The sequence below is a fragment of the Wolbachia endosymbiont (group A) of Apoderus coryli genome, from assembly GCF_947251615.1.
Lineage (GTDB): Bacteria > Pseudomonadota > Alphaproteobacteria > Rickettsiales > Anaplasmataceae > Wolbachia.
Genome location: NZ_OX366367.1, coordinates 196535 through 222439 on the forward strand (window position 1 = coordinate 196535; position 25905 = coordinate 222439).

Sequence of the window (25905 nt, forward strand, 5' to 3'; positions counted from 1 at the left end):
ACCGTTTATTATTGATAACTTATTATAGTAGAAATTTTACATGTCAAACAATAATTTTCTATTAAGTTATGCATGTTTTCCAAGCAAAACAAAAGGGAGATACTTCAAAGAGCCAGAAGATGAAAATCGCAGCTGCTTTCAGCGTGATAGGGATCGCATTGTTCACTCTAATGCGTTTAGGAAATTGGGATACAAAACACAAGTTTTTATCAATTACGAGCACGATTACTATCGCACTCGGCTGACTCATAGCCTTGAAGTTGCACAAATTGCAAGATCCATCGCACGCAGGCTCAGCTTAGATGAGGACATCACTGAATGCATAGCGCTTGCACATGACCTTGGTCATCCCCCATTTGGTCACACAGGTGAGGATGCTCTAGTTCAAGTTAATAATGAGAAGTATGAGTTTGATCATAATGTTCAAGCTATAAGAATTTTAACTTATCTTGAACAAAAACATGCTGATTTTGATGGTATGAATCTAAGTTGGGAGGTGGTTGAAGGGGTTGCAAAACATAACGGTCCCTTGCTTGGTCAAAACGCGGAGTCTTCTACAAATAATCAGCTGTTATTAGAATATAATGAAAAATATGATCTAAAACTTGAGGAATTTTCAAGCATTGAAGCGCAAGTTGCCTCAATTGCCGATGATATTGCTTACAGTGTTCACGATCTTGATGATGCACTCAGGGCAAATTTAGTAACCATCGAAGATTTGCTGAATGTCCCTTTAATTGGAAAAATGTTTAAAGACGTAAGGAGCGGATATTCAGAATTGCCTCAGAGCAAACTCATACATGAATCACTGAGTGGAACTATAGGAACTATGATAAGCGATGTTGTTTCTCAGACTGAAAGAAATATTGAAGATCACAAAATAAAAAGCGTAGAAGACGTAAGAAGTCTAAATAAAATGCTAGTCACATTTTCACCAGAAGTTGCGAATGCTACAAAAGAAATGAAAAGATTCAACATGGAGAAAATATACAGAAGCTATAAACTGAGTAGAACGATGAACAAAGCAAAACGCATAATACAGGAACTTTTTCAATGTTTTTATGAAAACCCAGGATTACTTCCCACAGAGTGGAGCAAACTCGCTTATGAATCTCAGCGTTCAGTAATAATATGTGACTATATCTCGGGTATGACAGATAGATTTGCCATACACGAGCACAGAAGAATTTTTGATACCTCATACGAAATGACTTCTTTCTAATGACTGATGATCATTTCATGTCAATTGCATTAAGACTTGCAGAAAAAAATCTTGGAAATGTTGCACCAAATCCTGCTGTCGGGTGTGTTATTGTAAAGGATGGTACAATTATTAGTGAGGGGTATACAGGGATCGGTGGGCGTCCGCATGCGGAGGTAGTCGCTTTGCAAAACGCGAAAGGTTCAACTCAAGATGCAACTATGTATATCACGCTCGAGCCATGTTGCCACTTTGGAGTTACAGAACCTTGCACCGCAGGAATTATAAGAGCTGGAATAAAAAGGGTAGTAATTGCAACTATTGACCCAGATAGTAGAGTTTTAGGTGGAGGCATTAAAGCTCTAAAAGAAGCAGGAATTGAGATTGAGCAAGGTATTATGCAAAAAGAGGCAGAAGAACTGAATGTCGGCTTTTTCACCACTAAAAAACTACACAGGCCATTTATAGCCTGTAAAATCGCAACAACTCTTGACGGGAAAATTGCAACATTTACAGGCGATAGCAAATGGATAACAAGTGAAGATACGAGAAATTGGGTACAGAAGCTTAGAACAAAATATGATGCGATTATGATTGGCAGCAATACTCTTATTAACGATAATCCACTCTTAACTTGCAGATTACCAGAACTCGGAAGTAGATCGCCAATAAGGCTAATTATAGATAGCCAGGAAAAATTGCAGGAAGAGCATAATATTGCAAAGACTGCAGACAAAGTAATAACTTGGGTAATCACAAATAAGGAAGTAGAGAGAAAAATAAAAAACATTAATTATTTGATAGTCAATTCAAACCACAAACCTCCTGTCATTCCAGATGTCACCCCAACACACTCTCCTGTCATTCCAACACCTTCTCCTGTCATCCCAGTGCCCAGACACTGGGATCCAGAAAACTTCAAGCAATTGCATAATGAAAACTGGATTCCAGCGTCACGCGCTGGAATGACATCGGAGCCTGATATTATCGATAAAGTCTGCCTAAAAGACATGGCATCAAAACTTGTTTCAGAAATTGGTATAACAAGATTATTAGTTGAAGGCGGAGGAGTGTTAATTACAGAGTTATTGAAGCACGATTTAATTGACAGGCTGATAATCTGCCGCAGTGGTAAAATTTTAGGTAACGATGCCACTCCCTTTATAGGAGATTTAGGAATTCAATCTATTAACAACTGTTATCAGTTCAAAAAAACAGAAATAATAGAGTTTAGTGAGGATATAGTTGAGGTGTGGGATAGATTGCCTTAACCTTTACATATTCAAATGAAAGGAAAAAGAAAGAGGTAGAAAATCTACCTCTGATTATGTTAAACTTGCTTCTCAAGAGCTTCTTTCAACACTTTAACAACTTCAGGATCTTTTAAGCAAGTCTTAATTTTTTCTTGCAAATCGTCGTCAGAAAATGTTGTACCTGGAGCACCATCTTTACCTGGAGCACCATCTTTACCCTTAGCGCCTTCCATTGCATTCATTTGCTGATATGAAGAATAAGCTTGTGCAGCAAAATATACAGCGGCAATAAATAGAACTGCAATTCCAGCAGGGCTAGCAACAAGTGCTAAAGATGCAGGTCCAGCAATTACTTTAGTAGCAATTAATATTGCTGTTATTGCTCCCGCTAAAGATGCAACTGCAACTAAACCTTCAATACTCATTTTTGTTATATGTGCAGTATTTTCCCACTTCAATATGTTTTTTATAGTCATAATAGTCCTCTTAAAGTAAGGTTAATAAAAGGATTGAGTATGTGTTAATAATGCATGTTGGTCAAGCCATTTTTTACATAAAGTATATATTTCAAGCTAAACTGTTACCAATTGTATATAATTAACTATGAAACATGGTTGGCTGAATCTTAATAAACCAATAGGAATTAGCTCTGCACAGGCTGTAGCCCAAGTCAAAGGGATTTTTGGGATAAAAAAAGCTGGTCATCTGGGAACACTTGATCCTTTAGCTTCAGGTGTGCTGCCAATTGCTCTTGGCGAGGCAACAAAAACTATACCGTATTTATCTTGCGACTTAAAAGCATACGATTTCACAATAAAATGGGGTGAACAAAGAACAACGGACGATTTGGGTGGTGATATTATTAGAACTAGCACTATAGAACCTCAATATAATCAAATAAATTGTGCAATTAAAAATTTTATTGGTGAGATCAAGCAGACTCCTCCTCAATTTTCAGCAATAAAAATCAAAGGAGCAAGGGCGTATAAATTGGCAAGAAGTGGGCAAAAGGTGAATATAAAGCCCCGACAAGTCAAAATACATGAACTGAAATTGATATCTGTGGACACCATAAATAATAGTGCAAATTTTTCTATGATGTGCGGTAGTGGTGTATATGTGAGATCAATTGCTCGTGATCTTGGAATTGTATTAAATTGTTTTGGACATGTTATAAAATTAAGAAGAACTATGGTAGGTGACTTTAGAGAAAATGAATCAGTGACAATTGAGCAACTTATTGAAAAAACTCGCTTTTTGGTGTCATTCCAGCGCGTGACGCTGGAATCCAGAAAAAAAGAACCAGTGTCAGCTACTCAGATGACACCCTTCCCTGGTGGACTCAAATCACAATGTCCGTACACTCAATGGCGTCAACTTAAGGAAAAATATAAGCGATAGTGTGTAAAATTTCTCTCTAAATTTTTTATCATAAAATTATCCAAAGAGTGAAAAAAAACGCTGTTGTTTCTATAAAAAAGTTTAAAATGTGTCCTTTCTATAAGGAGACATGCAGAAAGGAAAAAATCTTATTTTACAAATTAAAAATACAATATACTCAAAAACTTTTCAGAAGATCCATAGGAGGGTTTGCTAATGAGGACTCTTAAGTTGACGCCATTGGCTGAACGGATACCAGTTGTGGACGTCAAGCCTATCCTAGTGCTGCATATCAAGCTCATACTCAGTATGTAAATCTTTGACTAAAGCTACAGCGCATTCTTTTTGAACAATTATACTGATTTTGATTTCAGATGTTGTGATAGCAAGTATTTCTATCTTTTTTTCGCTTAAAACCTTGAGTGTGCGGTGCATCACTTCAGTGTTAGACATAACACCAATACCAATTATTGAAATTTTAGCTACATTACCATTTATAGCATAATTTTCATTCTTATTCAGTAACTTTTCCATTAAATCAATATCAAATTTGGAGATAACAAAACTTGACCCATGTATCATATCGATTTTAACGTTTGCCCCTACTATATCTCTTAAAGTACGCAAGTTATTTGCAAGGTTAGTGAGAGTTACAAGAGCTTCATTAGTGCTATAAGTTATTCCAGTAATTAAGTATCTCTCTAGTACATCCCTTTTGTGTAGTACTGCGGTGCCTTCTACTTCCTTAAAAGTGGATAGCACTTGCACTTTAATGTTATGTTTCATTGCAAGTTGTACTGAACGATTATGCAGTATTTTAGCACCAGATGACGACATTTCCAACATTTCATCGTAAGAGATAAATTTAAGCTTGCGTGCCATTGGAACAATTTTCGGGTCTGCTGTATATATTCCATCAATATCAGTAAAAATTTCGCAAGCTCTAACACCAAAGGCTATCGCGAAGGCAACTGCTGATATATCAGAGCCTCCTCTTCCAAAAGTAGTGATTCTATCATCATTTATACCTTGAAAACCAGCGATGATCGCAGCAGTATAACCCTCAGCAAAAGATCTTTTCACACGGTCAATCTTTATTGTTTTTATTTTAGACTCAGAATAAAAATCATCAGTTACAATTGGTAACTGCCAGGCAAGCCACGATTTAGCATTAACTCCGATCGATTGGAGAGTGATAGCTAATAGACCGCAAGAGATTTGTTCTCCTGCTGAAAGCATAACGTCATACTCTGATAACTCTTGTCTGCAACTTAAATTTGAGATTTTTCTAGCCTGAAAAGCCATTTGGTCAGTAAATCCTGCAACAGCAGATACAACAACGATTACATTACAACCTTTCTCAATATCGTTTTTTATCAAATTTGCAACTCGGTTTAAATCAGTTAGCGAAGTCCCACCAAATTTTTTTATGATTATTTTGTCCATAGTTACAATATAGCTCTCTTCTGAAGAAAAATATAGTTTTTGTAGAGATAGCAGCTTGCAAGCCATTCAGAAAAGGGAAGACAAAGCTATAGCTAACGCGTCATACCACGATTCATTCCATAGCTGTACGAACATTCATTTTTGAAGGTAAATTGCACAGCAAATGGTGTCATCCCAGTGCCTAGACACTGGGATCCAGAAGACTTAATTTCAACCAAGTGGCTGCATAATAAAGGCTGGATTCCAGTGCCAAGCACTGGAATGACATCCTCCCTTGTGGAAATTGCTCTCAAATCACAATGTTCGTACAGCTATGGATTCATTCGCGGTATAGATTCCGCTAACTAATAGCGGAATGACGAATTTGTTGTTTTTCAAATTGTAGGTAAATCTAAGCCACTTTAGCTATATAGCACGAATCAAACCACTAAGCAGCAGGAGACCTTGCATGACCTCCAAAAAATACTTTTATTCTTTCAAGATAAGTAGGTGGTACTGGAGGAATTTCTATACCATCTATAACAGCGCTTATTGCTTCTTTTACATCATCGCTTGTAATTAACTCTTTTAATTTATGCTTTATAGGGCCTCTTCCAACATCTTGCCCATACCTATTGTAATAATCCACATATAATTCATTAAAGACAGATTGTTTTGCTTCTTCTATCAGTTTACTGATGTTGCTTTTTATTTGAGGATCCATATCACCATCAGAATAAAAATTATCAAAATTGTCCTTTAAAATTGTAATTTTTTTATTGTTACAGCTTCTAAGGAATTTTTCTGTAATGCTTGGCATTCTCTCGTACACTTGAGCGTTTACCTCAACTGTAAAGTTATTTTTAGCTTCAAGACAACTAAGTGAATAAATAATACGATTAAACATTCCAAGATGACATGCACCATTTCCTTCTTTTAAACGCATCAGTAACATGCACTTTAGAAAATCTGTATCTAACTTTTGATCCTTAGCTGCAGTCAAAACTAGATTTGCAGCTTGTGTGAGAGTAAGGCTAGTTTTTGATTCTCTATAAGCTGCTCCATTGGAACCATTAAAGTTAAGATAAAGTTTTAATTGCTCTTTTTGCTCAGTTGTAAGCTCATCTGAATTATTTATGTAGTCTTCAAACTCTTTATTGAGTACATTTGGTTGAGCTCCAAATTTCTGTTTTAACTCTTGAGCGCATTGGAAAATACTATGTTCAAAACTACTCGTGTGAACACTTTGACTGCCAGTGCCCACATCACTTACATTAAACAAAAAGCTTAGCTGCTTTACATTCAAACCCAAAGGTGAGAAAAGCCTCACTAATGGATACTTTATCAATTCAAGAAGTGCTACTGGAATTAATAATACAGCATTTATAAGCACAAGAAATATGTGATTACTTGGTATTTCTCTTCTAGTACTCAGTAGCAGCCACCCATTAAGGGCAGATATTTTCGATGCACAGTACAAAAATGGTAATTGAATGTAATATATTAAATATATAGAGAAAAATAGAATCTTATCTTTCAACCCTATTGTTGGGTCGTTATATACTTCAGAAAAAATACTATCATCACTGTTTTTATTTTTGAAAGACTGATAGTTGCTTGTAATTTTTTCTGTAAAGATAGAACAGAGCCTATGTATGCCATAGCATGCAACACAGGCAGCAAGAGAAATTGCAAGTGTTCCAAAAGCAGCTAATACCTCACTTGAAGTTTTGGCAAGAAGGAATGCATAAAGCGCATTAATAAAGATCTTAAGCAGAGAATCATGATGAAATAATGTTCCAATAGCAGCACCAATTAATAAAACATACCCACAAACAACCAAAAATCTTTTTAACCTCGGATTCATAACCACCTCTTAATAATCTGTTAATATAATCTATTTTAGGAATAAATTGAGAAAAATGCAAGTTTTTATAAAGATCAATTGAAATTTCTGAGCTTCAGTTATATTGTTAATCTATTCAGATAAAAGTTATTGTGTCAAACAAAATAGGTTTTTGGGCTATTTTTGCCTTAGTGATTAGCAGCCAAATTGGCTCTGGAATTTTTATGCTTCCAATCAGCCTTGCTCCATATGGCATGTATAGCCTCATAAGCTGGGTAATATCAGGGCTTGGTGCTATATCTCTTGCTTTGGTTTTTGCTATGCTATGTGCAAAATTCCCAGAAACGGGTGGCCCTCACGTTTATGTAAAACATGCTTTTGGTCCTGCTGCAGCTTTCTTTGTTGGTTGGACATATTGGGTGATTTCATGGGTTAGCACGACAGCAGTAATCGTTGCAAGTATTGGCTATCTTACTTCGCTTTTTCATGGAGATATTCAAAATATACGCTTATTTTTAGAAATACTATTATTTACGATCATTACACTAATAAATTTAAGAGGTGTCACTGCTGCTGGATGTGTTGAGCTTTTATTGATGACTGTCAAAATTACCGCACTGCTTGCTATACCGGTAACAGCGTTGTTTTTCTTTGATAGGAATAATTTTATCATAAGTGAGGAAATATCAAGCCTCACGATGTCTCAAGTCCTTGCTCGCTCTACACTACTCACTCTATGGTGTTTTATTGGACTTGAATCAGCAACAGCACCTGCAGGATCAGTCAACGATCCAGCCAAGACTATACCAAGAGCCATAGTGCTTGGCACAATCTCTGTTGCAGTTATATATTTCATTAATAGCCTTGCAATCATGGGATTGATAAACGGCAATGATCTAGTTAATTCAAAAGCGCCGTATGTTGACGCAATAAAAATTATGTTTCCAGGTAATTGGCATTTGATCATTTCTATTGTTGCTTTTATTGTTTGTGTTGGCAGTTTAAATGCTTGGGTACTAGCTAGTGGACAAGTGGCTCTTGGCCTTGCAGAAGATAAACTAATGCCACAGTTCTTTGCTAAAAGAAATAAGCACGGTTCTCCTTTCTGGGGCATAATAATCAGCTCTGTTGGCACTTCAGTTCTACTAATTCTCACTTCAAGCAACAATTTTGCTAAACAGATCACATCAATTATCGACTTTTCTGTAGTTTCATTTTTATTTGTTTACCTTGCATGCAGCCTTGCTTTTCTCAAAGTTATTGTGCAAGAAAAGAGTTGTTACAAATTTTTAATTGGCAGTATAGCAACAACCTTTTGCTGCTGGGTAATATTTGAAACTTCTGTGAATACTTTGCTGATCGCAAGCTTATTCACCGCAAGTGGCGTACCTCTTTATTTATTTTGGTATCGCAGAGCTCCTGCACAATAAAATAGAGTTTAAGGCCTTTTATTTAATAACGACTTTTCTTATTGTCCACTTGTTCGACATTACCCTTCTCAAGTTTACTATCTACTTCTTTTGCGTGTTCATCATCTATACTAGTCTCATCTTTTATCTTACTGGAGTGACCTGCTTGCGATTTTTCATATGCTTCCATGTTGTCATATATAGGGTTACTGATGATTTCTATTTTTTCAGGTGTGAAAATCCTTGCTAAAAATCTCCCTATTATTGGTATTGATCTTAAGAAATCTCTTAGCTTTGAAGGTTCTTGTCTTTTATTTAGGAACTGTTGGTCTATTTTAAGGTTTTTTACACCATACTTTTTATCATCAAAATTTATTGCAGGCTTTCTTTTTTTCGAAAGAACATTTTGAGCCTTTAATCCATTGGTTCTTTCAGGCTCTTGAGGTGTAGACATTGCAGGTTTAACCTTAGTTTCATCGTATTCTTTACTCATCTTTCATTTTATTATGTAATATTACTAATATTGCATAATAATAGCTAAATTACAATTAATTGCAAGGTGAAAATATTAAAACAATTGTAAATTTTGTCAGTAAAAATATAATATAACTTTAAAGTTAGAGGTTTATCTATATGAGATACAAAATTGCTGTTATTGGAGCAACCGGAAGAGTAGGGCGTGAGGTGTTAAGCACGCTTGCTGAGTTTCAAGATGAGGCGATAGATTCTGTTATTGCACTTGCGTCGAAAAAATCAGAAGGGAAGAAGGTGAGTTTTGGTGACAAAGAGTTAACAGTTTTATGCCTTGAGGATTATGACTTCATTGGAACTAATGTAGCCATTTTCTGTGCCGGATCTCATGTTTCTGAGAAACACGTACCGACTGCAATTAAGGCTGGGTGCATCGTAATAGATAACACTTCCCATTTTAGAATGAAAGAAGGTGTGCCGCTCATTATTCCAGAGATTAATAAAGAAAAAATTATGGAATATAAAAACCACAACATAATATCCAACCCAAACTGTACTACAATACAGATGTTGCTAGTACTACATCTATTACACCAGAAAGCAAAAATAAAGAGAATCGTTGCTTCAACTTATCAATCAACTTCTGGTGCAGGTAAAGCAGCAATGGATGAACTTTATAATCAGACAAAAAAAATCTTCATGAATGAGACTAAAAAGCCTGAGATATTCCCTAAGCAAATAGCGTTTAATTGCATTCCCCATGTAGGAGAATTCATGGAGAATGGTTCTACAGAAGAGGAATGGAAAATGCAAGAGGAGACAAAAAAAATTTTAGAGGAAGATATAAAAGTTACTGCAACTTGTGTAAGGGTACCCGTCTTTATCGGCCACGCTATGGCAGTAAATGTGGAATTTGATCAACATATCACTGAAGAACAAGCTCGTGAAGTGCTAAGTGAAGCCGAAGATAGTGGAGTTTTAGTATACAACAGGCGTGAAGACAGTGAATACATAACTCAAATTGATGTTGTACAGGAGAATGCTGTATATGTATCGCGTATTAGACGAGACAATACTGTTGAGCACGGATTAAATATGTGGATAGTGGCTGATAACCTGCGCAAAGGTGCAGCACTAAATATAGTGCAGATTCTTGAGATTTTGATAAGAGAGCATTTGTCAATCAAGTGCATATAGAGTGCACGTACGTTGTAATTCGAAGGAAATTTGTATACTACATGGCAGCGCGTAACGTTAGAATCTAAGTCATAAAACTTGCTTGACACCCTTCGCCAGCCCCCGTATCATGAAACTGAAGGTATTCAGTTATCTTCATCTGTGCAGATTAAACAGCAAGAAAACAACGTAGTTGGCGTCTTATTTTTAATTTTTTGCACTATGTGCACCTTATGTCTTCACAGTATTTCTAGGTTTTTACCTACACAAGCTGAAACGCGCTTATAAGTCGTTTAAGACAGTATAGTACGCCAATTTGCAGGATTAGAGAGTGACAACTAGCTAACACGGGATTTCTTTTGCCTTTTTTTCTGCTTAGTAAATTTCTTAAACATTTAAGCTAAGGTGAGTTGCAATTAAAAGCAGCTAAATTGCAGTGTTTAAGACTTAAAAAACGCCAATACTGAAAATAGACAATGACTAGGGTTTCTTTTGCCTTTTTTTTCGTTTGGTAAATTTCTTAAATATTTGTGGCTAAACGACAACCGTCATCCCGCTACTTGTTAGCGGGATCTAGAGATACCGTGACGGTATGACGTAGGACTGCTGTGATACCATTATAGAGTGAACCAGTGTCAGCTACTTGGATGACAGGAGAATGATGTCATCCAAGTAGCTTGACGCTCGCATCCAGTTTTCTTTATAATTTCCTTTGTGAAAGAACAAAAGTGCTTATTTGTAACCATAGCTGGCTTACCAAATGCTGGGAAGTCTACATTAATTAACAGCATCATAGGCAAGAAGATTGCAATTGTCACCCCTAAAGTGCAAACAACAAGGACGCAAATAAGGGGTATTGCAACATGCAACAACACACAAATTGTCTTTACTGACTCCCCAGGAATTTTCTCAGCAGAAACAAAACTTGAAAAAGCTTTAGTCAAGTCTGCATGGTCAGCAATCAAGGGTGATGACATCACTTTGTTGCTTGTTGATGTAAGCAATTATTTGAAAAATATAGAAAGAATTAAGACTATATTTGCACGACTGCAGCGCACAAAAGGCAGATGCATTTTGGTTATCAATAAAACTGATTTGGTAAAAAGGCCTGAATTAAAGATGGCGCATGAGCATCTGAATTTGCTTTATAAATTTGAAAAGGTTTTTACAATATCCGCATTAAAGAATGATGGACTTTCTGATTTGGTGAATTACTTATCTGAAGTTGCACCGGTGAGCCCTTGGTTTTATGAAGAAGATCAAATAACCGATTCCTCGACAAATTTTTTATCAGCAGAAATTACGAGAGAAAAATTATTCTTGAACTTGCGTGAAGAATTGCCATACTCTACAGCTGTTATAACTGAACAATTTGAGGAAAAAAAAGATAAGAGTTTAGTCATCAAGCAGATCATATTTGTGTTGAAAGATAGTCATAAAAAAATAGTGCTAGGGAAAGATGGCAGTAATATTAAAAAAATTAATATCGAAGCGTGTGCTGAACTAGAAAAATTATTTGAGTGCAAGGTACACCTCTTTTTGTTCGTAAAAGTGCGACCTTGGATCGACCGTCCTGAGGAGTATATAGGCAATGCTTAATTCTTTATTGGTATTTGATATTGAAACTATACCAGATGTAAACTCCTGTAAGAATTTACTCAATATTAGTGATGATAGTAGTGTAGAAGAGAAGAGGGATGCATTAACAAAATATCATCTTGAAATAACAAACGGGCAAAACTCTTTTTTGCGTCAGCCCTTCCACCAAATTGTAGTTATTAGTTTTTTACTTTGCAATATAAGCCACCAGAGCGGTTATGAGGTGTTCACACTGCAAGAAATAAGATCTGGAGGCACACTAAATTCCAGTGAAAAGGAGCTAGTGAAAGGATTTTTTAACTACATATCAGAAAAAAAGCCAAGACTAGTTTCGTTCAACGGTCGCACTTTTGATATACCAGTGCTGAAGTATCGTGCTATGATCCATGGCATTCAAGCAGAATATTTTCATAAAGCTGGCGATAAGTGGAATAGTTACAATCAGAGATATAGCAGTGATTGGCATTGTGACTTACTTGAAACCCTCTCTGATTTTGGAGCCTCTGCGAGAGTAAAAATGAACGAAGTTTGTGCAGCATTTAATCTTCCTGGCAAGATTGGAGTTGATGGGTCACAAGTTATGGGCTTATACGATAGCGGCAAGATACAAGAGATTCGAGATTATTGTGAAACAGATGTAATTAACACTTATTTAATTTACTTAAGGTTCATGCATCATCAGGGAAGGATTACTACTGAAAGCTACAACAAAAGTGTGGAAGAGCTGCTTTTAGAGTGCGAAAAAAAAGAACATCTAAAAAAATTTAAAGAAGAGTGTATCTGTTCAGAGGAGTGGCTAATGTGCAAATATTGAAGCAAAGTGCGTGACACACAGCTGTACGAACATTTGTTTGCAAAGGTAATTTGCACAACAAATGGTGTCATTCCAGTGCTTGACACTGGAATCCAGATACGATTTCATCATATAAATCTTTCCATTCATGATTTGTTTTTTCAATTAAGTTTATTTTCCATTTTCTCTGCCAGCTTTTTAGAAGCTTTTCTTTACTAATTGCTAAATTTATGTCTTGAAACTCCTCAAAGTAGACTAATTTACTAACATTGTACTTTGACGTGAAACCGGAAATGGCTTTGCTTTTATGCTCCCAAATTCGTTTGATTAAATTTGATGTTATACCTATATACAGGGTTCCATTTCGTTCACTTGCAAGTATATAAACATAATAATTTTTCATATATAGTAACCTGGATCCCAGTGTCTGGGCACTGGGATGACACCATTTATTGTAACTCACATTTACTCTATGATTATCTTTTTAGATCACCTTGTCTACCTATTTTGCCACTCTGCTGAACGGATACAGAAGAGTGGCAAATAACTTGTGGTGGAAAGTTTTGTATTGAATTTAAATGAACAGATATTATGGAGCAATCTAACAATTGCTCCATAATAGTAGCTATCCACCTATTGCTGGGAAACTTTCATGTGCTATCTGCTCAACTTCTACTTGTTCAACCTGAGAAGAACTTTTTAATTTATTATCTTGATATTCCTTTTTTACTTTCTCAAAAAAATTTGATTCGCCAAAAATATAATTTTGGAAATTGGCAAAATAATGTTGAGCATTACCTCCAAGCACACAGCTAATTCGACTTAATGCTCTAGCAGGATAGTAAAAGAGAGATACGTTATTATTTGACTTGAAATCACTTTCATCCATCATCTTAATAGCTTCATGATAACCATCTATTCCATGAAAATAATCTATACCAGAATATCCTTCTGGTGTTGGTACTCTTAATTGTGCACCTACGTGAGCATAACCAAACGAACCAGGTAATACTGCTGGCACTGGATCTTGCCTGTGGTGAGTGACCCTTATGGTTTTTTCCTGAAGAGCGTCATTATAAATTTCACTAGCAGTAAGGTCAAAAACCCTTGGATCAGCAAAAGTTGCAACATGAACATCTTCAGCGCCTTCTTTTTTGTTGAGGCATAAAGCAGCTATCTTAGCAATAGCTCCTCCCATGCTATGACCTGTGAGATTAATTCTAAAATCTTTTATTTCTGATTTTTGTTTTTCAGCATGAGATTTCAAAATGCCATAAAGATTAGGCCATGAATCTTGAAACGAATTATTAAAGCCACGATGCATTCTTCCACCTTCAGGTAAAAGTTCTGAGGGAGTAAAAAACAAATTGAGATCAGTGATTCCATCGTTTAAGCCCGATAAGCCATATTCTAATGGATTTTTCAAACGAGTACCATGGTAAGCTATTGTTATTTCTTTATCTTTTATAAAAACATGACCAGCATCTTTTTCGAATCCATTACCAAATGGAATAATTTCATAACCTTCACTAATAAGTTCAGCTCTAGTTTTATACATTTTTTCAGTGGATGGAATAATTTCAAAATCTTCTACAACTTTAAATTCAGTTTTGTATACTCCTTCAGCTAAGTTGTGACATCTTTTTTCACTTAGCTTATTGTCGTCATTGCCATAGCTTATTTTACAGAAATTACTCATTTCCAATAATTTCTCTTTATTAAATCCTGCAATTTCTGCAATACTTTCATCTATTTGGTAAGAAGAAGGTAAAGAATGTGGTTCATTTGGGTCAGCAGGATTTATAAATTCATAATCTTCAATGATCTCAAACTCATCATCCACCTTATATTTGCCGTTATCTGCTAAGATGGAGCTTGATTGTTCAACATCACCTAATTGTGAATCTATACTACTTGCACTAGTACCTGTGGTGCTAAACCAATTGCGTAAAAAACTAAAATCCATAACTACCTTAATCTACTATCAGCTAAACAATTTATTTAACTATAATGTAGATTGATATTATTGTCAATAGTATTTTCTATAATCTTTCTATTGCTAGAATAAAAAAATTTTACTTCCATAGAATAAATATAGAGTTATAATGCACTAACAAGCGAACCTCTGTACTAAATTTTGGTTAATATACACGTTGAGCGTATTAAGAAAGTTGCTTTTAAGGTATTGCATTTTACTTTTATTTTCGTTATAAGGTTGCTTTAAGTTGAATTTTCAACATTTTTATACTATTTACATTTAAGATATGATTTCGAAATTTTTTGGGGGCACTTCATGAAAAAATCTATTTATACTAGAACTGCTCTAGCTTCTCTATTAACTTTATATTCTTTCAGCGGCTTTGCAGCTGACTTTCCTGATGAGAGTATGAAGGAAATAAAAAAGCAAGAGAGCACAAAAACTTCTGGAAAAACAGAAGTTATGAAAACATCAAATAAAAAACTGAAAGAAAAGATGGACAGAATATGTAATGCTGATCCAAGAAAAAAAGCTGAAGAGCTTAAGAAAAAGGAGGAGATGAGATTAGCAGCCGAGCAGAAGAAAAAAGAGGAGATCAGGCTAGCAAATGAGAAAAAAGCAAAGCTTATAGAGGATTCAAAAGCGAAAGTTCTAAGCGCTAAGAATTCTAATATAGAAAAAGGTAAAGTTTCAAAAACTAAGCGTTCTAAAACTAAGAATGCTAAAGTTGAAGCTAAAGATGTAAAGAAGGATGTAAAAGTTGTTAATCAAAATACAGAGAAAAAAGGTAAGGCAAGTCCTGTTGTTTCAGTTGGTGGAGTTGATGTTATCGATACCAACCAAGGGCAAAGTAATTTAAGAATAACTTTTGGCGGTGTTGTTGATGCTCAAGGCTATGGCAAAGCAGGGCCAAGTAGCACAGATTATAAACGCTACGACGTTATGCCTGGCAAATCTATAAATTATTATGAGGATGCTACGGATAAGGTAAAAGGAGCAAATCCAGTGTTCCCTGAGGGAATAGGAAATATCGGTGACTATAGCGATAATATGGGTATGATTGCTGATGCGATATTGCACCTCAGAGCAGAAAATAAGAATGAAGATTTAGGTCTTCTCTATGGTGCTGACGTGCAGTTTCATGTTCCAGTGACCGAAGGTAAGGGAGCTTCACAGGGTGTTTATGCTGCAAAAGGCAGAAGTGCGCATGTGTTTGTTAACTCAAAATATGGTGACGTGAAGCTTGGTTACCAATTTGGTCCTGAGGCTCTAATGAGACTTGATGCAACAAGAATTGCAACTGTTGACGGAGCTGCAGATAGTGACTGGTTCAGAAAAGTGAACTTAGAAGGAAGCGCTGCGAGCTTTCCATTTTATGTAACACCGCGTCTTTACACTGAAAGTTTTTCGAGTGAAAGTGAAAAATTCTCTTTCCGCATGGCAGGGAAATATAACAAAGGCGTTATGACTACACTGCCATTTAGAGTTGCTTACTACTCACCAAATTATATGGGCGCAAGGTTTGGTGTTAGCTATTCACCTCGCTATGATAGTAGCTTGTTTACTGTAAAAGAAACAGTTCCTTTCAAGGATAGTACAGGTAATGATAAAATAAAACATAAGGAAGAGATAAAACATGTCGGTCCAGACTATGAGCACATAGTAAGTGCTGGTGCATCATATGAATATGACTTTGATAAATACAAGGTGAAAGTTAAAACTTCTGCAGTTGGTGAATATGGTTGGCCAAAACAATCAAATAAAGATAAGCATGTTTATAATGAATATGTGGAGTACAATGACCTGATGGGCGTTAATTTGGGTGTAAGCGCTGATTATAAGATTAATGAAGACCAAGGCGTAAAATTTGCTGCTTCTTTTGCATACTTGGGCAAATCTGCTCAACCAAAGGATATTAAAATAAAAGGTAATGATGACTATGAAAAAATTCCTGCAAAGGATTCTCAAGGTCAAAACAATGAGGAGTATAAAAGAATTGCAGGCTTAGCTCAATTCAATAACAATACCATGTATTGGACTGCAGGGGCTGGTTATCAACATGAGAATATCTACACAAGTTTGACGTACTTTGGCAGCAGAATGAATGACAAAGATATGCTTCACGATGGCGCACTTGGCGTTCAATATGATCTGTCTCCTGCATGTAGTAAGAGCAAATTTGTTCCTTACGCAGCTCTCCATTATTTTATGACTAATGAGAAAGGTAATGATATTAAGCTGAAAGGTAAGCCTAATGATGCTGTACCTTCTAACCAAGGAATTCTCCTTCTTACTGGTGTGAAATTTTCTTTCTAACCAGCCAGTACACACCACAGCTTGAATGTGGTGTGTATTTCCAGATGAAAATTATTTATATTGAAAAAATTTTCAATGTATGGTATAATAGCTTAAAGTAGAAGTAACAATATCATGGGTATAACAGTAAATCTTGATGGAGAATTTGAGAAAATAGTACAGTCTCATTCCATGTTACAAAATCGTTCCGTACCACAACAAATCGAGCATTGGGCTAAAGTTGGTCAAGTTGTTGAAGATAACCCTGAGCTAAGCTATAACATCATTAAAGAGATTCTATCAGGTATTGAGGATGCTAAATTAGGAAATATTGAAGAGTATAAGCCTATAAAGCTTTGAAAATTCTTCTTACCAATACTTTTAAGCGGTCAATGAAAAAGCTGCATAACAATCAACTACCTAAACTTGAAGAAGCTATCAAGCAAGTCCAAGGCAATCCACATATTGGAGAGCTAAAGTCAGGCGACCTTGCAAATGTTCGTGTGTATAAGTTTTCCATTTTTAATCAACTTACTTTATTGGCTTATCTTTATAATGAACAAAATAATGAGTTTTGCCCTTGCTCCACATGAGAATTTTTATAGGGATTTGAAGAAACAGTTATAGACAAAGCAATTATTGTGGCTATTACTTATTTTTCTCTACCATTATTTATAGGAAGCCCCTATGCAAACCACACTAAAAAATCATTTAGCTGGAGAATTACTTACCACTGCTACGTGCTGGAAATTAAAGCTCGCAGGTGGAGAAGTAATGGGATTCACTGACTATGATGAAGATTTAAATATTGATAATATACTCTATAAATCTTCAAGTGGATTTACAGCCAGTAGTATAATATTAAACAGCGATTTAAAAACTGATAATCTAGAAATTGAAGGGATATTAAATAGTGTTGATATTAAAGAAGAAGATGTTTTATCAGGAAAGTACGACTTTGCAAATATTGAAATATTTCTTGTGAATTATAAAGACTTGACCCAGGGGACAATGAATCTACATTCAGGAACTTTTGGTAAAGTGACATTAAGTAGTGGAAGATTTATTGTTGAAATTAGAGGGCTCTCAGCAAAGCTTGAGAGAAGTATAGCAGAATTATACTCTCCTGCATGCAGAGCACAATTTTGCGATGATAAGTGTAAAGCCGATACTAAAAAATTTAGTAAAATAAGTACAATCACTAAAGTAATAGATGAAAGAAGATTTGAAGACACGAATTTAACTGAGAGTGATGAATATTATAAGCACGGAGTAGTGAAATTCTTTGGCTCAACAGCGTTTGAAGGTATAGTAAAAGAATATAAAAATAAAGTAGTTACGTTGTTTACTTCGCCTCCATACCAAATTTCTGCTGGGGATAAATATTCAATACTCGCAGGTTGCGATAAAACATTTCCAACTTGCAGAAGCAAGTTTAACAATACTGTAAATTTTCGTGGTGAACCCTATATACCAGGTTTTTATATTGTTTAGCAGTACAATTTTCAATATTATGAATACATGGAAAGGTGGCTGAGTGGTCTAAAGCACACGCTTGGAAAGCGTGCACATATGAAAATATGTCGGGGGTTCGAATCCCCCCTTTTCCGTATATTACTTCTAGAATGGTATAAAACCCTCGGTCGCGCGTGCAACTCTATTCCTATAGTGAGTAGCTCCCTCTTATCTCATTTATATCATATTTTTAACTTACCCAATAACATAAATTACTTTAGCTATGCTATCAATAGCATTGCTTTAAAAAGAGTGCCCATATTTTCAGTCAACCTTAGGAATTCACTAAAGATCCTATTCCTTTGTTCATCACTTGCGCTTTTCATTAAAGCCTGGGTTCTTTCTTTTATGCCAAAAAGATATAAAAATTCCCTTTGAGTTAAAATCTCGCAATCTACGTGTTTTAATGAATCTTTTAATGCTTGAAAATTTACAAGTGCGGTAATATCACTATTACCAACATTCTCAAGAAAATTAGCATACTTATGTTGTTTTATCGATTGCAAAGTGCTCTTATACGCGGGGTATACATAACCGTAATCTATAATCAAAGCAGCTCCTTTATGATTATATATCTTCTTCTTAAGTTTTTTTAATATTTCAACCCCAGTTGAACATATTTCCACCACTGCTCCATCAAAAAGTTTTCCACTTGTCATTCTAGCGCTTGGTATACAACTGCACGACTTGCAGATGGTGTCATGAAAGTAACTGACACTGGAGTCCAGTTTCTTGATCGAAAATGTTGTATAGTGCGCTTGTTTACAATCAATTTTGCTGGATCCCAGTGTCACGCACTGGGATGACAAAGAGGGGACGCTGGGATGACGAGGAAGGGGCACTACGCACTGGCATGACACCAAGAGACTGCCATCATCTTGTTTTGTCACCCTATTTTCATACCACCCCTCATTACGATATACAAACTGATCTATCGGAAGAGCGTCAAAGAACTCATTTGCTAAAAAAATGGTTGGTTGTTCTGGTAGGTTGTCAATATTTTTGTGCCAATTAACATCTAAGCCTTTTAATTTTTCCTTTTGTATCTTCCGTAAAGTAGGGCTTATTTCAACTAAGTAGATAGACATTGAATTAAAAAAGCTGCTGTATTTTTTAGTGACTCTTATTATATCGTGAATGAGTGTTCCTTTGCCTGGCCCAAGTTCAACTAGAGAAAATTTTGATGGCTTTCCTAATTTTTCCCATGTATGCATTATCCAAACTGCAATTACTTCACCAAATAATTGGCTGATCTCAGGTGCGGTAGTAAAATCACCATCCTTACCAAGTGGTAATTTACTCATATAATAGCCGTATTTTTCATGGTACAAAACGGCATTCATGAAATCACTGATGGATATTGATCCTTGACTTTTGTCAATTAATTCGTGTATATAAGTGAGCATGTTATTAATAAATGTTTAACTATAGTGTGCCATAATATAAAATAGTAGAGTATTTATATATATAGTATAAACTTAAGTTTGTGAGTAATAGTGCTTCAGTTATGGACGACAAAAACACCGATTATGTTGCCCTTATACCTCAAGATGATAGTATTGAATACAAATTTGAAGAAGCTGTCAATTTTATAGAAAACAAGGTTATAAATGCTGACGGGTTAACTTTAGCAGAGGTATTTCAAGTGCTAGTTCAAATGCTAAATGGTGATCTAGAATTGGTAAAAAAAGTACTAGCATATGCTAATATTATGGCAAAGCATGGAATGAAGGTAGCAAAAGAGTCGCAATTAAGCAGAGCTGATGTTCGCCGAGCTTTGGAAGGTAAAGAAAGTGTTGTCAATAGACAAGATTTTATAAAGAAACCACCTCTTCCACCTGCTATAAAATCGACCAAAAAGAAAAGTAGAGGTCTTTAGATGGCTGAATCTATAAAAAAATTTACTGTACAATGTGACTTCAAAGGGCAAAGTTCACCTTTTGCAATATATATAGGAAATCCAAAAAGTGATGCTCATCCAATTCATCATCAAGATTCCTGGCTTGTAAAAGAACGTGGAGGGAATATCCCTAATAAAGTAAAAGAAAGTCTACAAAAATTATATAAATTATCTCAAGAAAATGGAGTCTCTTTCTCAGAGCTATGCGCGTATGCCATTACTGTGGTTAGTAATAATGATAAAAAAAGTGACGACAAGCAGTGAGATAGTTTAATCCCTCAATATTTCATTTATAGAGACTTTCGATCTCGTCTTTTCATCCACTTTTTTTACTATGACTGCACAATAGGTTGAAATATTATTTTTAGATGGAATAGACCCTGGTATCACTACAGAATAAGGCGGCACTTTGCCATAAAATACCTTGCCAGTTTCTCTATCAATAATTTTTGTTGATGCCCCAATAAACACACCCATGCCAAGGACTGATCCTTCTCTCACTACCACACCCTCGGCCACTTCGCTACGTGCTCCAATAAAGCAATTATCTTCTATAATGACAGGTGAAGCTTGAATAGGCTCAAGAACTCCACCTATTCCCACTCCACCGGAAATATGACAGTTTTTCCCTATTTGTGCACAGCTACCAATTGTTGACCAGGTATCTATCATTGTTCCTGAATCAACATATGCACCAACGTTGATAAAACTTGGCATTAGAACAACATTTGTACCTATATAAGCAGATCGGCGAACAAAACACCCAGGAACTGCTCTAATTTTTAACCGGCGAAATTTCTCCTCATTCCATTCACTAAACTTGTTACCGATCTTGTCAAACCAGCAATTAGTATTATCTATTATTTTATTTTCTTCGGTGAGAAAATGTAATAATATTGCCTGCTTTATCCACTTATGTACTACCCATTCTCCACTTGATAGCTTTTCTGCTACTCTAATTTTGCCACTATCAAGGAGCTCAATTACCTCTTTAATTGCTATTCTTGCTGTTTTCTTTAGATTACAGTCATTAAATTTTTCTCTATTTTTCCAAATATCTTCTATCTCACTCTGTGTTTTTTTTAGTTGCAAACCTTCCATTTGTTATATATATATTGATATTAAATTTGTAGCTCTGTATCATTTGAGCTTGTTACTACTTTATATGTAAGTGTTATGAAAATACAATGTAATAGTTGTACTAAAACTTACTTAGTATCCCCCGAGCAAATTGGTGCATCCGGAAGAAAAGTGAAGTGTACGAACTGCAATCACATATGGCATGAATATCTAGAAGAAGTGTCAAACAAACCGCACTTTGCTAATATACAGGAAAAAAAAGTTAGTGGAAGGAATTTTTTACAAAATCTAGCATTTACCACTCTAGCTTTTGCAACAGCTACAGGGTTATGCGTTGTAATTGCTAATGGCATCTTTCCTAGAGAGATGAACAAAGCATACAAAACGATCAGTTCATATAAGGATTCAATAGGCTATAAATTAGGGTACAAAAAAGAACAAACAGAAAGTCCAAATGTAAAAAAACTTGCTGTAAATAAGTTTTATCAAGACTACCTTTTTTTATCTAATTTAAGATCTAGTTAAATAGGCATACCGATATCGGTATCCAGTTCCTCTAGTTATTCAGATGGTGCTTAGGGTGACAGAGTTTTAAAAATAAGTTATTTTTTAGCAAAAAAGGCAGCTCATGAGTATTAAAATTGCACCTTCTATACTTTCAGCAGACTTTGCAAAATTAGGAGAAGAAGTAAGGAAAATTAGCGATTTAGGTGTAGATTACATACACATAGACGTTATGGATGGGAATTTCGTTCCAAATATTACAATTGGTCCTAGCGTTGTCTCTGCAATACGTAAATATAGCAATCTTCCTTTTGATGTGCATTTAATGGTCAAATCTCCTGGTAACCACATTGAAAGCTTTATAAATGCTGGTGCTGATATTATCACTGTACATGCAGAAGCAGAGATACATCTTGAGAGGTTGATAAGAAAGATAAAGTCATACAAAAATGTAAACGATGCAAAAAAACCGATTCAAGTTGGAGTTTCAATTGTTCCTTCAACTTCCCCAAGTGTGCTTGAATACATAATACATGAGCTAGATATTGTACTGATTATGACAGTCAACCCTGGCTTTGGAGGGCAGGAATTTATTCATTCACAGTTGAACAAGATATCTACTATAAAAAAAATGATACAGGAGCATAATCTTAAAACACAAATTTCAGTAGATGGTGGAATTAACTTTTCTAACGCAGCTGATATAATAAAAGCAGGTGCAGATATTTTAGTTGCGGGATCGGCGATATTCAAGGCTGAAGATATTAAGAAGGCCGTAAACGATCTTAAAAATCCATCGTTGTGACCCTATATAGCTAGCTACGTCATACCGCCGCGGCGCTAACACGTAGCGGAATGTTGGCAAACCTAAGATCTTTAGCTAGTTAACACAAACCATTTCTGTATCCGTTCAGCAGAGTGGCAAAATAGGTAGACAAGGTGATCTAAAAAGATAATCATAGAGTAAATGTGAGTTACAATAAATGGTGTCATCCCAGTGCCCAGACACTGGGATCCAGGTTACTATATATGAAAAATTATTATGTTTATATACTTGCAAGTGAACGAAATGGAACCCTGTATATAGGTATAACATCAAATTTAATCAAACGAATTTGGGAGCATAAAAGCAAAGCCATTTCCGGTTTCACGTCAAAGTACAATGTTAGTAAATTAGTCTACTTTGAGGAGTTTCAAGACATAAATTTAGCAATTAGTAAAGAAAAGCTTCTAAAAAGCTGGCAGAGAAAATGGAAAATAAACTTAATTGAAAAAACAAATCAAGAATGGAAAGATTTATATGATGAAATCGTATCTGGATTCCAGTGTCAAGCACTGGAATGACACCATTTGTTGTGTAAATTACCTTTGCAAACAAATGTTCGTACAGCTGTGTGTCACGCACTTTGCTTCAATATTGTATCCGTTCAGCAGAGTGGCAGAATAAGGTAGACGAGAAAAGACAACTATAGGAACAAATGGGTGTCATGCCAGTGCGTGACACTGGCATCCAGTCTTTTCGCGCAGTTCCATCAAAAACGTTGTAAAGGCTTTCATGTTTACCAACTTAGTGCCCAATCTGGATCCCAGTGTCAAGCACTGGGATGACAAGAAAGGGAGCACTGGAATTTTTGCTTCAATATTTGCACATTAGCCACTTCCCTGAACAGATACTCAATATTTGCACATTAGCCACTCCCCTGAACAGATACCCATTTCTATTATCTACCAATTTGAAAAAGTCTCTGGTCCAAGTAGTCAAGCTACTTGGATGACGAGAGGTAACGCAAGAAGTTTACTCTTAATAAAAACCTGATGATGAATCATTATTACCAAATTTCGGCCTGTTTCTGTTGCTGAAACCAGAACGAGGACGAGGAGGCCTCTTATGGTGACTTCCTCCAGGTTTTCTATTAAATGAATTATTGTAATAATTATCCCTGTCATTTGGACCATCTTTCCTTTCCTCGTTGTAAAGCTCACCTTCAAAAAACTCTCCCGTCTCTTGATCAACCCGACGTCTTGACAACTTTGGACATCCACCTTTTTCGAAGTCAATTACTAGTGCTTTGAAAGTATCATCTTGTTTAAGTATGCTCTCTATAGAATCTATGTGTTCATTAGCTACTTCACTTATGTGCATTTTTCCTTTTCTGCCATTAAGAAATTCAAGCTCTACAATAGACTTCTCTATTCTTACAACCTTGACATCAACTATAGAACCTTGTTCTAGTTCTGTTATTGAATCAATCATCATACTCTTTGCAATTTCAGCTTCAGTGCCACTCGTGGCAAAAACAGAAACTTTACCATCATCTCCTATTTCAATTTTTGCATTACTTCTTTCACACACACTGCGTATATTTTTTCCTTTAGCACCAATAGCTGCAGAAATTTTATCTTTATCTATGTAAAATGATAACATTCTTGGTGCATGGTCTTTGACATCATCACTGTGTTCTGAAATCACTGCATTCATTTTTTCTAAAATATGTAATCTTCCAGCTTTTGCCTGTTCTAAAGATTTTTCAACAATTTCAAAGCTTATACCAGAAATTTTCATATCCATTTGTAGTGCCGTAACCCCTTCACTAGTTCCTGCTACTTTAAAGTCCATATCACCAAGATAATCTTCATCACCCAATATATCGGAAAGTATCACATACTCGTCTTTATCTTTAATAAGGCCCATAGCAACTCCAGCAACAGGGGCCTTTATTGGCACACCCGTATCCATTAAAGCAAGAGAAGTCCCACAAACTGTTGCCATAGAAGAAGAACCATCAGACTCCAAAATTTCGGACACTACTCTTATTGTATAAGGAAATTCAGATTTATCGGGTAAAACAGGATGAATTGCTTTCCAAGCAAGTTTACCGTGACCAATTTCTCTTCTTCCAGGTGGACGTCCAGTAGAAATTTCTCCAACAGAAAAAGGAGGAAAATTATAATGTAACATAAAGTGCTCACGTCTATCCCCTTCAATATCATCCACGATTTGCTCATCTTGCGTAGTGCCAAGAGCAGTAACAACCAGCGCCTGAGTGTTACCTCTGGTAAACAACGCAGAACCGTGAGTCTTGGATAGAACATCAACTTCAATTTCTATCTGACGTATTTCATCATGCTTACGACCGTCTATCCTTACACCTTTCTTTCTAATTATTTCACGTACTAAAGATCTTTCAAAGTTTTTTACTGCATACGTAATTAACTTTTCGTCTTTTCCAGCTTCCTTAAGAGCATTCAATATATTATCTCTGATCGCTTCTAGAGCTTGAACTCGCTCTTGTTTTACTGTTTGTGAATATGCTTTCTCAAAATCTTTACCGTGTTTTTCAAGCTCTTGTGTTATATCTGATATATCAACAGGAGCAAAGCTTTCAGGTTTATTGCCAACTGTATCAGCAAACTCTTTTATGAGCTCAATGACAGGCTTAAGGTGTTCATGGCCAAATTTTATTGCATTAAAAACATTTTCTTCAGAGAGCTCTTTCACTTCTGATTCAACCATTAAAATTGAATTTTCATCACCAGACAAAAATAGATCCAAGCTGCTTGCTTTCATCTCTTGAACAGAAGGGTTGAGTATATAGTTATTATTTTCATCACAACCAACCATCACTCCAGCTATAGTAAAGTAAAAAGGAACACCAGAAATTGCAAGAGCTGCAACAGTACCAATCAATGCTGGCACTTCAGGAGGATTGACTGTATCATAAGTTAATAGATTGCACACCACACTAACTTCATCATTAAATCCTTCTGGAAATAGTGGTCTTATACTTCTATCTATTACTCTTGAGATTAAAGTTTCTCTATCAGATGGCTTGCCTTCTCTTTTAAAAAAGCCACCAGGGATCTTACCCATGGCATAGCTTTTTGCGATAAACTGTACATTTAAAGGTAGGAAATCAACATTTTCTTCCTTCTTCTTACTTACAACGGTTACTAAAACAGAAGTATCACCGTAATTTACAACTACTGAACCATGAGCTTGGCGTGCTATTTTTCCTGTTTCTAAAGATAAGGCACGACCACCCCACTCTATAGATTTTTTTATAATTTTAAACATACTAA

27 protein-coding genes, 1 tRNA gene and 3 pseudogenes are annotated in these 25905 nt (G+C 35.7%); 19 read left to right on the top strand and 12 right to left on the bottom strand.

Annotation, left to right across the window (positions count from 1 at the left end; genetic code table 11):
• Positions 1-40 precede the first annotated feature (40 nt).
• Both OPR43_RS01160 and ribD read left to right on the top strand, forming a co-directional pair.
• Positions 41-1222 carry a deoxyguanosinetriphosphate triphosphohydrolase gene (locus OPR43_RS01160; protein ID WP_265035061.1) on the top strand — a complete coding sequence of 394 codons (1182 nt, stop codon included), beginning with the start codon at positions 41-43 and terminating at the stop codon, positions 1220-1222.
• Positions 1222-2472 (top strand): bifunctional diaminohydroxyphosphoribosylaminopyrimidine deaminase/5-amino-6-(5-phosphoribosylamino)uracil reductase RibD, encoded by a 1251-nt coding sequence (gene ribD, locus OPR43_RS01165; RefSeq protein WP_265035062.1) that lies wholly within the window; start codon positions 1222-1224, stop codon positions 2470-2472. The genes OPR43_RS01160 and ribD overlap by 1 nt, the downstream gene beginning before the upstream one ends.
• Before the next feature lie 59 nt (positions 2473-2531).
• Here the strand turns inward: ribD and OPR43_RS01170 are convergent, their stop codons facing one another.
• Positions 2532-2930 (bottom strand): hypothetical protein, encoded by a 399-nt coding sequence (locus OPR43_RS01170; RefSeq protein WP_265035063.1) that lies wholly within the window; start codon positions 2928-2930, stop codon positions 2532-2534.
• A 127-nt stretch (positions 2931-3057) separates the two neighbouring features.
• On the opposite strand from OPR43_RS01170, the pseudogene truB reads away from it, so the two are divergent.
• A pseudogene (truB, locus tag OPR43_RS01175) lies at positions 3058-3744 on the top strand (tRNA pseudouridine(55) synthase TruB); the annotation flags it as partial.
• A 369-nt stretch (positions 3745-4113) separates the two neighbouring features.
• On the opposite strand, the gene OPR43_RS01180 reads toward truB, so the two are convergent.
• Positions 4114-5280, bottom strand: coding sequence for an aspartate kinase (locus OPR43_RS01180; RefSeq protein ID WP_265035066.1), 1167 nt, complete (start codon positions 5278-5280; stop codon positions 4114-4116).
• 135 nt (positions 5281-5415) lie between these two features.
• On the opposite strand from OPR43_RS01180, the pseudogene OPR43_RS08475 reads away from it, so the two are divergent.
• A pseudogene (locus OPR43_RS08475) lies at positions 5416-5592 on the top strand (WPE palindromic element domain-containing protein); the annotation flags it as partial.
• Positions 5593-5707: 115 nt separating this feature from the next.
• On the opposite strand, the gene OPR43_RS01190 reads toward OPR43_RS08475, so the two are convergent.
• Complete coding sequence (locus OPR43_RS01190) at positions 5708-7126, bottom strand: hypothetical protein (RefSeq protein WP_265035067.1); 1419 nt, start codon at positions 7124-7126, stop codon at positions 5708-5710.
• 131 nt (positions 7127-7257) lie between these two features.
• Here OPR43_RS01190 and OPR43_RS01195 point away from each other — a divergent pair, with 131 nt between their 5' ends.
• Complete coding sequence (locus OPR43_RS01195) at positions 7258-8535, top strand: APC family permease (protein WP_265035069.1); 1278 nt, start codon at positions 7258-7260, stop codon at positions 8533-8535.
• A gap of 22 nt (positions 8536-8557) precedes the next feature.
• Here the strand turns inward: OPR43_RS01195 and OPR43_RS01200 are convergent, their stop codons facing one another.
• Positions 8558-9007, bottom strand: a complete 450-nt coding sequence (locus OPR43_RS01200) for a hypothetical protein (protein ID WP_265025816.1) — start codon at positions 9005-9007, stop codon at positions 8558-8560.
• Positions 9008-9147: 140 nt separating this feature from the next.
• On the opposite strand from OPR43_RS01200, the gene OPR43_RS01205 reads away from it, so the two are divergent.
• Positions 9148-10182 (top strand): aspartate-semialdehyde dehydrogenase, encoded by a 1035-nt coding sequence (locus OPR43_RS01205; protein WP_265035070.1) that lies wholly within the window; start codon positions 9148-9150, stop codon positions 10180-10182.
• 614 nt (positions 10183-10796) lie between these two features.
• Here the strand turns inward: OPR43_RS01205 and OPR43_RS01210 are convergent.
• Positions 10797-10979 carry a hypothetical protein gene (locus OPR43_RS01210; protein WP_265035741.1) on the bottom strand — a complete coding sequence of 61 codons (183 nt, stop codon included), beginning with the start codon at positions 10977-10979 and terminating at the stop codon, positions 10797-10799.
• Here OPR43_RS01210 and era point away from each other — a divergent pair.
• Positions 10906-11760 (top strand): GTPase Era, encoded by an 855-nt coding sequence (era, locus tag OPR43_RS01215; RefSeq protein WP_265035623.1) that lies wholly within the window; start codon positions 10906-10908, stop codon positions 11758-11760. The two genes, OPR43_RS01210 and era, sit on opposite strands and share 74 nt — an antisense overlap.
• A complete protein-coding gene (locus OPR43_RS01220) occupies positions 11753-12574 on the top strand; it encodes a 3'-5' exonuclease (RefSeq protein WP_265035071.1) in 822 nt (273 codons plus the stop codon). The genes era and OPR43_RS01220 overlap by 8 nt, the downstream gene beginning before the upstream one ends.
• 67 nt (positions 12575-12641) lie before the next feature.
• Here OPR43_RS01220 and OPR43_RS01225 read toward each other — a convergent pair whose 3' ends face one another.
• From OPR43_RS01225 to OPR43_RS01235, 3 genes are all read right to left on the bottom strand, one after another.
• Positions 12642-12956, bottom strand: a complete 315-nt coding sequence (locus OPR43_RS01225; protein ID WP_265035625.1) for a GIY-YIG nuclease family protein — start codon at positions 12954-12956, stop codon at positions 12642-12644.
• A 73-nt stretch (positions 12957-13029) separates the two neighbouring features.
• Complete coding sequence (locus OPR43_RS01230) at positions 13030-13170, bottom strand: hypothetical protein (protein WP_265035072.1); 141 nt, start codon at positions 13168-13170, stop codon at positions 13030-13032.
• Between the two features lie 8 nt (positions 13171-13178).
• Positions 13179-14519, bottom strand: a complete 1341-nt coding sequence (locus tag OPR43_RS01235; RefSeq protein WP_265035073.1) for a lipase family protein — start codon at positions 14517-14519, stop codon at positions 13179-13181.
• A gap of 327 nt (positions 14520-14846) precedes the next feature.
• Between OPR43_RS01235 and OPR43_RS01240 the strand changes: the two genes are divergently transcribed.
• The 5 genes from OPR43_RS01240 to OPR43_RS01260 all read left to right on the top strand — a co-directional run bounded on the left by OPR43_RS01240 (position 14847) and on the right by OPR43_RS01260 (position 18436).
• Positions 14847-16847 carry a WD0745 family porin gene (locus OPR43_RS01240; protein ID WP_265035074.1) on the top strand — a complete coding sequence of 667 codons (2001 nt, stop codon included), beginning with the start codon at positions 14847-14849 and terminating at the stop codon, positions 16845-16847.
• A gap of 114 nt (positions 16848-16961) precedes the next feature.
• Positions 16962-17186, top strand: a complete 225-nt coding sequence (locus OPR43_RS01245; RefSeq protein ID WP_265035075.1) for a ParD-like family protein — start codon at positions 16962-16964, stop codon at positions 17184-17186.
• Between the two features lie 32 nt (positions 17187-17218).
• The gene (locus tag OPR43_RS01250; protein WP_265035076.1) at positions 17219-17419 is read left to right on the top strand and encodes a type II toxin-antitoxin system RelE/ParE family toxin; all 201 of its coding nucleotides are present in this window, start codon (positions 17219-17221) and stop codon (positions 17417-17419) included.
• Positions 17420-17513: 94 nt separating this feature from the next.
• Positions 17514-18320, top strand: a complete 807-nt coding sequence (locus OPR43_RS01255; RefSeq protein ID WP_265035077.1) for a DUF2163 domain-containing protein — start codon at positions 17514-17516, stop codon at positions 18318-18320.
• A gap of 29 nt (positions 18321-18349) precedes the next feature.
• Positions 18350-18436 (top strand) — tRNA-Ser (locus OPR43_RS01260).
• Between the two features lie 126 nt (positions 18437-18562).
• Here OPR43_RS01260 and OPR43_RS01265 read toward each other — a convergent pair.
• Positions 18563-19747 carry a class I SAM-dependent methyltransferase gene (locus OPR43_RS01265; RefSeq protein WP_265035078.1) on the bottom strand — a complete coding sequence of 395 codons (1185 nt, stop codon included), beginning with the start codon at positions 19745-19747 and terminating at the stop codon, positions 18563-18565.
• 101 nt (positions 19748-19848) lie between these two features.
• On the opposite strand from OPR43_RS01265, the gene OPR43_RS01270 reads away from it, so the two are divergent.
• The gene (locus OPR43_RS01270; protein WP_370273656.1) at positions 19849-20220 is read left to right on the top strand and encodes a hypothetical protein; all 372 of its coding nucleotides are present in this window, start codon (positions 19849-19851) and stop codon (positions 20218-20220) included.
• Entirely contained in the window at positions 20221-20505 is a 285-nt protein-coding gene (locus OPR43_RS01275) for a DUF2610 domain-containing protein (protein WP_007549418.1), read from the top strand.
• A 6-nt stretch (positions 20506-20511) separates the two neighbouring features.
• Here OPR43_RS01275 and dapD read toward each other — a convergent pair whose 3' ends face one another.
• Positions 20512-21342, bottom strand: coding sequence for a 2,3,4,5-tetrahydropyridine-2,6-dicarboxylate N-succinyltransferase (gene dapD, locus OPR43_RS01280; protein ID WP_265035079.1), 831 nt, complete (start codon positions 21340-21342; stop codon positions 20512-20514).
• A gap of 75 nt (positions 21343-21417) precedes the next feature.
• Between dapD and OPR43_RS01285 the strand changes: the two are divergent.
• The 4 genes and pseudogenes from OPR43_RS01285 to OPR43_RS01300 form a co-directional block, all read left to right on the top strand.
• A pseudogene (locus tag OPR43_RS01285) lies at positions 21418-21474 on the top strand (zinc-ribbon domain-containing protein); the annotation flags it as partial.
• Between the two features lie 66 nt (positions 21475-21540).
• On the top strand, positions 21541-21846 hold the full coding sequence (locus OPR43_RS01290; RefSeq protein ID WP_265035743.1) for a hypothetical protein: 306 nt from the start codon (positions 21541-21543) through the stop codon (positions 21844-21846).
• Positions 21847-21949: 103 nt separating this feature from the next.
• Complete coding sequence (gene rpe / locus OPR43_RS01295; protein WP_265025803.1) at positions 21950-22630, top strand: ribulose-phosphate 3-epimerase; 681 nt, start codon at positions 21950-21952, stop codon at positions 22628-22630.
• A 224-nt stretch (positions 22631-22854) separates the two neighbouring features.
• Complete coding sequence (locus tag OPR43_RS01300; protein ID WP_265035627.1) at positions 22855-23169, top strand: GIY-YIG nuclease family protein; 315 nt, start codon at positions 22855-22857, stop codon at positions 23167-23169.
• Between the two features lie 141 nt (positions 23170-23310).
• Here OPR43_RS01300 and OPR43_RS01305 read toward each other — a convergent pair whose 3' ends face one another.
• Both OPR43_RS01305 and pnp read right to left on the bottom strand, forming a co-directional pair.
• The gene (locus tag OPR43_RS01305) at positions 23311-23448 is read right to left on the bottom strand and encodes a hypothetical protein (RefSeq protein ID WP_265035081.1); all 138 of its coding nucleotides are present in this window, start codon (positions 23446-23448) and stop codon (positions 23311-23313) included.
• Positions 23449-23626: 178 nt separating this feature from the next.
• The gene (gene pnp, locus OPR43_RS01310; RefSeq protein WP_265035083.1) at positions 23627-25900 is read right to left on the bottom strand and encodes a polyribonucleotide nucleotidyltransferase; all 2274 of its coding nucleotides are present in this window, start codon (positions 25898-25900) and stop codon (positions 23627-23629) included.
• Between the last annotated feature and the right edge of the window lie 5 nt (positions 25901-25905).

Coding starts and splice junctions, on each gene's coding strand:
- OPR43_RS01160 (WP_265035061.1), top strand. CDS start 41: ATGTCAAACAATAATTTTCTATTAAGTTATGCATGTTTTCCAAGCAAA.
- rpe (WP_265025803.1), top strand. CDS start 21,950: ATGAGTATTAAAATTGCACCTTCTATACTTTCAGCAGACTTTGCAAAA.
- OPR43_RS01180 (WP_265035066.1), bottom strand. CDS start 5,280: ATGGACAAAATAATCATAAAAAAATTTGGTGGGACTTCGCTAACTGAT.
- OPR43_RS01275 (WP_007549418.1), top strand. CDS start 20,221: ATGGCTGAATCTATAAAAAAATTTACTGTACAATGTGACTTCAAAGGG.
- OPR43_RS01225 (WP_265035625.1), bottom strand. CDS start 12,956: ATGAAAAATTATTATGTTTATATACTTGCAAGTGAACGAAATGGAACC.
- OPR43_RS01300 (WP_265035627.1), top strand. CDS start 22,855: ATGAAAAATTATTATGTTTATATACTTGCAAGTGAACGAAATGGAACC.
- OPR43_RS01250 (WP_265035076.1), top strand. CDS start 17,219: ATGAAAAAGCTGCATAACAATCAACTACCTAAACTTGAAGAAGCTATC.
- OPR43_RS01240 (WP_265035074.1), top strand. CDS start 14,847: ATGAAAAAATCTATTTATACTAGAACTGCTCTAGCTTCTCTATTAACT.
- OPR43_RS01265 (WP_265035078.1), bottom strand. CDS start 19,747: ATGCTCACTTATATACACGAATTAATTGACAAAAGTCAAGGATCAATA.
- OPR43_RS01245 (WP_265035075.1), top strand. CDS start 16,962: ATGGGTATAACAGTAAATCTTGATGGAGAATTTGAGAAAATAGTACAG.
- OPR43_RS01235 (WP_265035073.1), bottom strand. CDS start 14,519: ATGGATTTTAGTTTTTTACGCAATTGGTTTAGCACCACAGGTACTAGT.
- OPR43_RS01170 (WP_265035063.1), bottom strand. CDS start 2,930: ATGACTATAAAAAACATATTGAAGTGGGAAAATACTGCACATATAACA.
- OPR43_RS01200 (WP_265025816.1), bottom strand. CDS start 9,007: ATGAGTAAAGAATACGATGAAACTAAGGTTAAACCTGCAATGTCTACA.
- OPR43_RS01205 (WP_265035070.1), top strand. CDS start 9,148: ATGAGATACAAAATTGCTGTTATTGGAGCAACCGGAAGAGTAGGGCGT.
- OPR43_RS01270 (WP_370273656.1), top strand. CDS start 19,849: ATGGACGACAAAAACACCGATTATGTTGCCCTTATACCTCAAGATGAT.
- OPR43_RS01255 (WP_265035077.1), top strand. CDS start 17,514: ATGCAAACCACACTAAAAAATCATTTAGCTGGAGAATTACTTACCACT.
- pnp (WP_265035083.1), bottom strand. CDS start 25,900: ATGTTTAAAATTATAAAAAAATCTATAGAGTGGGGTGGTCGTGCCTTA.
- dapD (WP_265035079.1), bottom strand. CDS start 21,342: ATGGAAGGTTTGCAACTAAAAAAAACACAGAGTGAGATAGAAGATATT.
- OPR43_RS01220 (WP_265035071.1), top strand. CDS start 11,753: ATGCTTAATTCTTTATTGGTATTTGATATTGAAACTATACCAGATGTA.
- OPR43_RS01190 (WP_265035067.1), bottom strand. CDS start 7,126: ATGAATCCGAGGTTAAAAAGATTTTTGGTTGTTTGTGGGTATGTTTTA.
- OPR43_RS01230 (WP_265035072.1), bottom strand. CDS start 13,170: ATGGAGCAATTGTTAGATTGCTCCATAATATCTGTTCATTTAAATTCA.
- ribD (WP_265035062.1), top strand. CDS start 1,222: ATGACTGATGATCATTTCATGTCAATTGCATTAAGACTTGCAGAAAAA.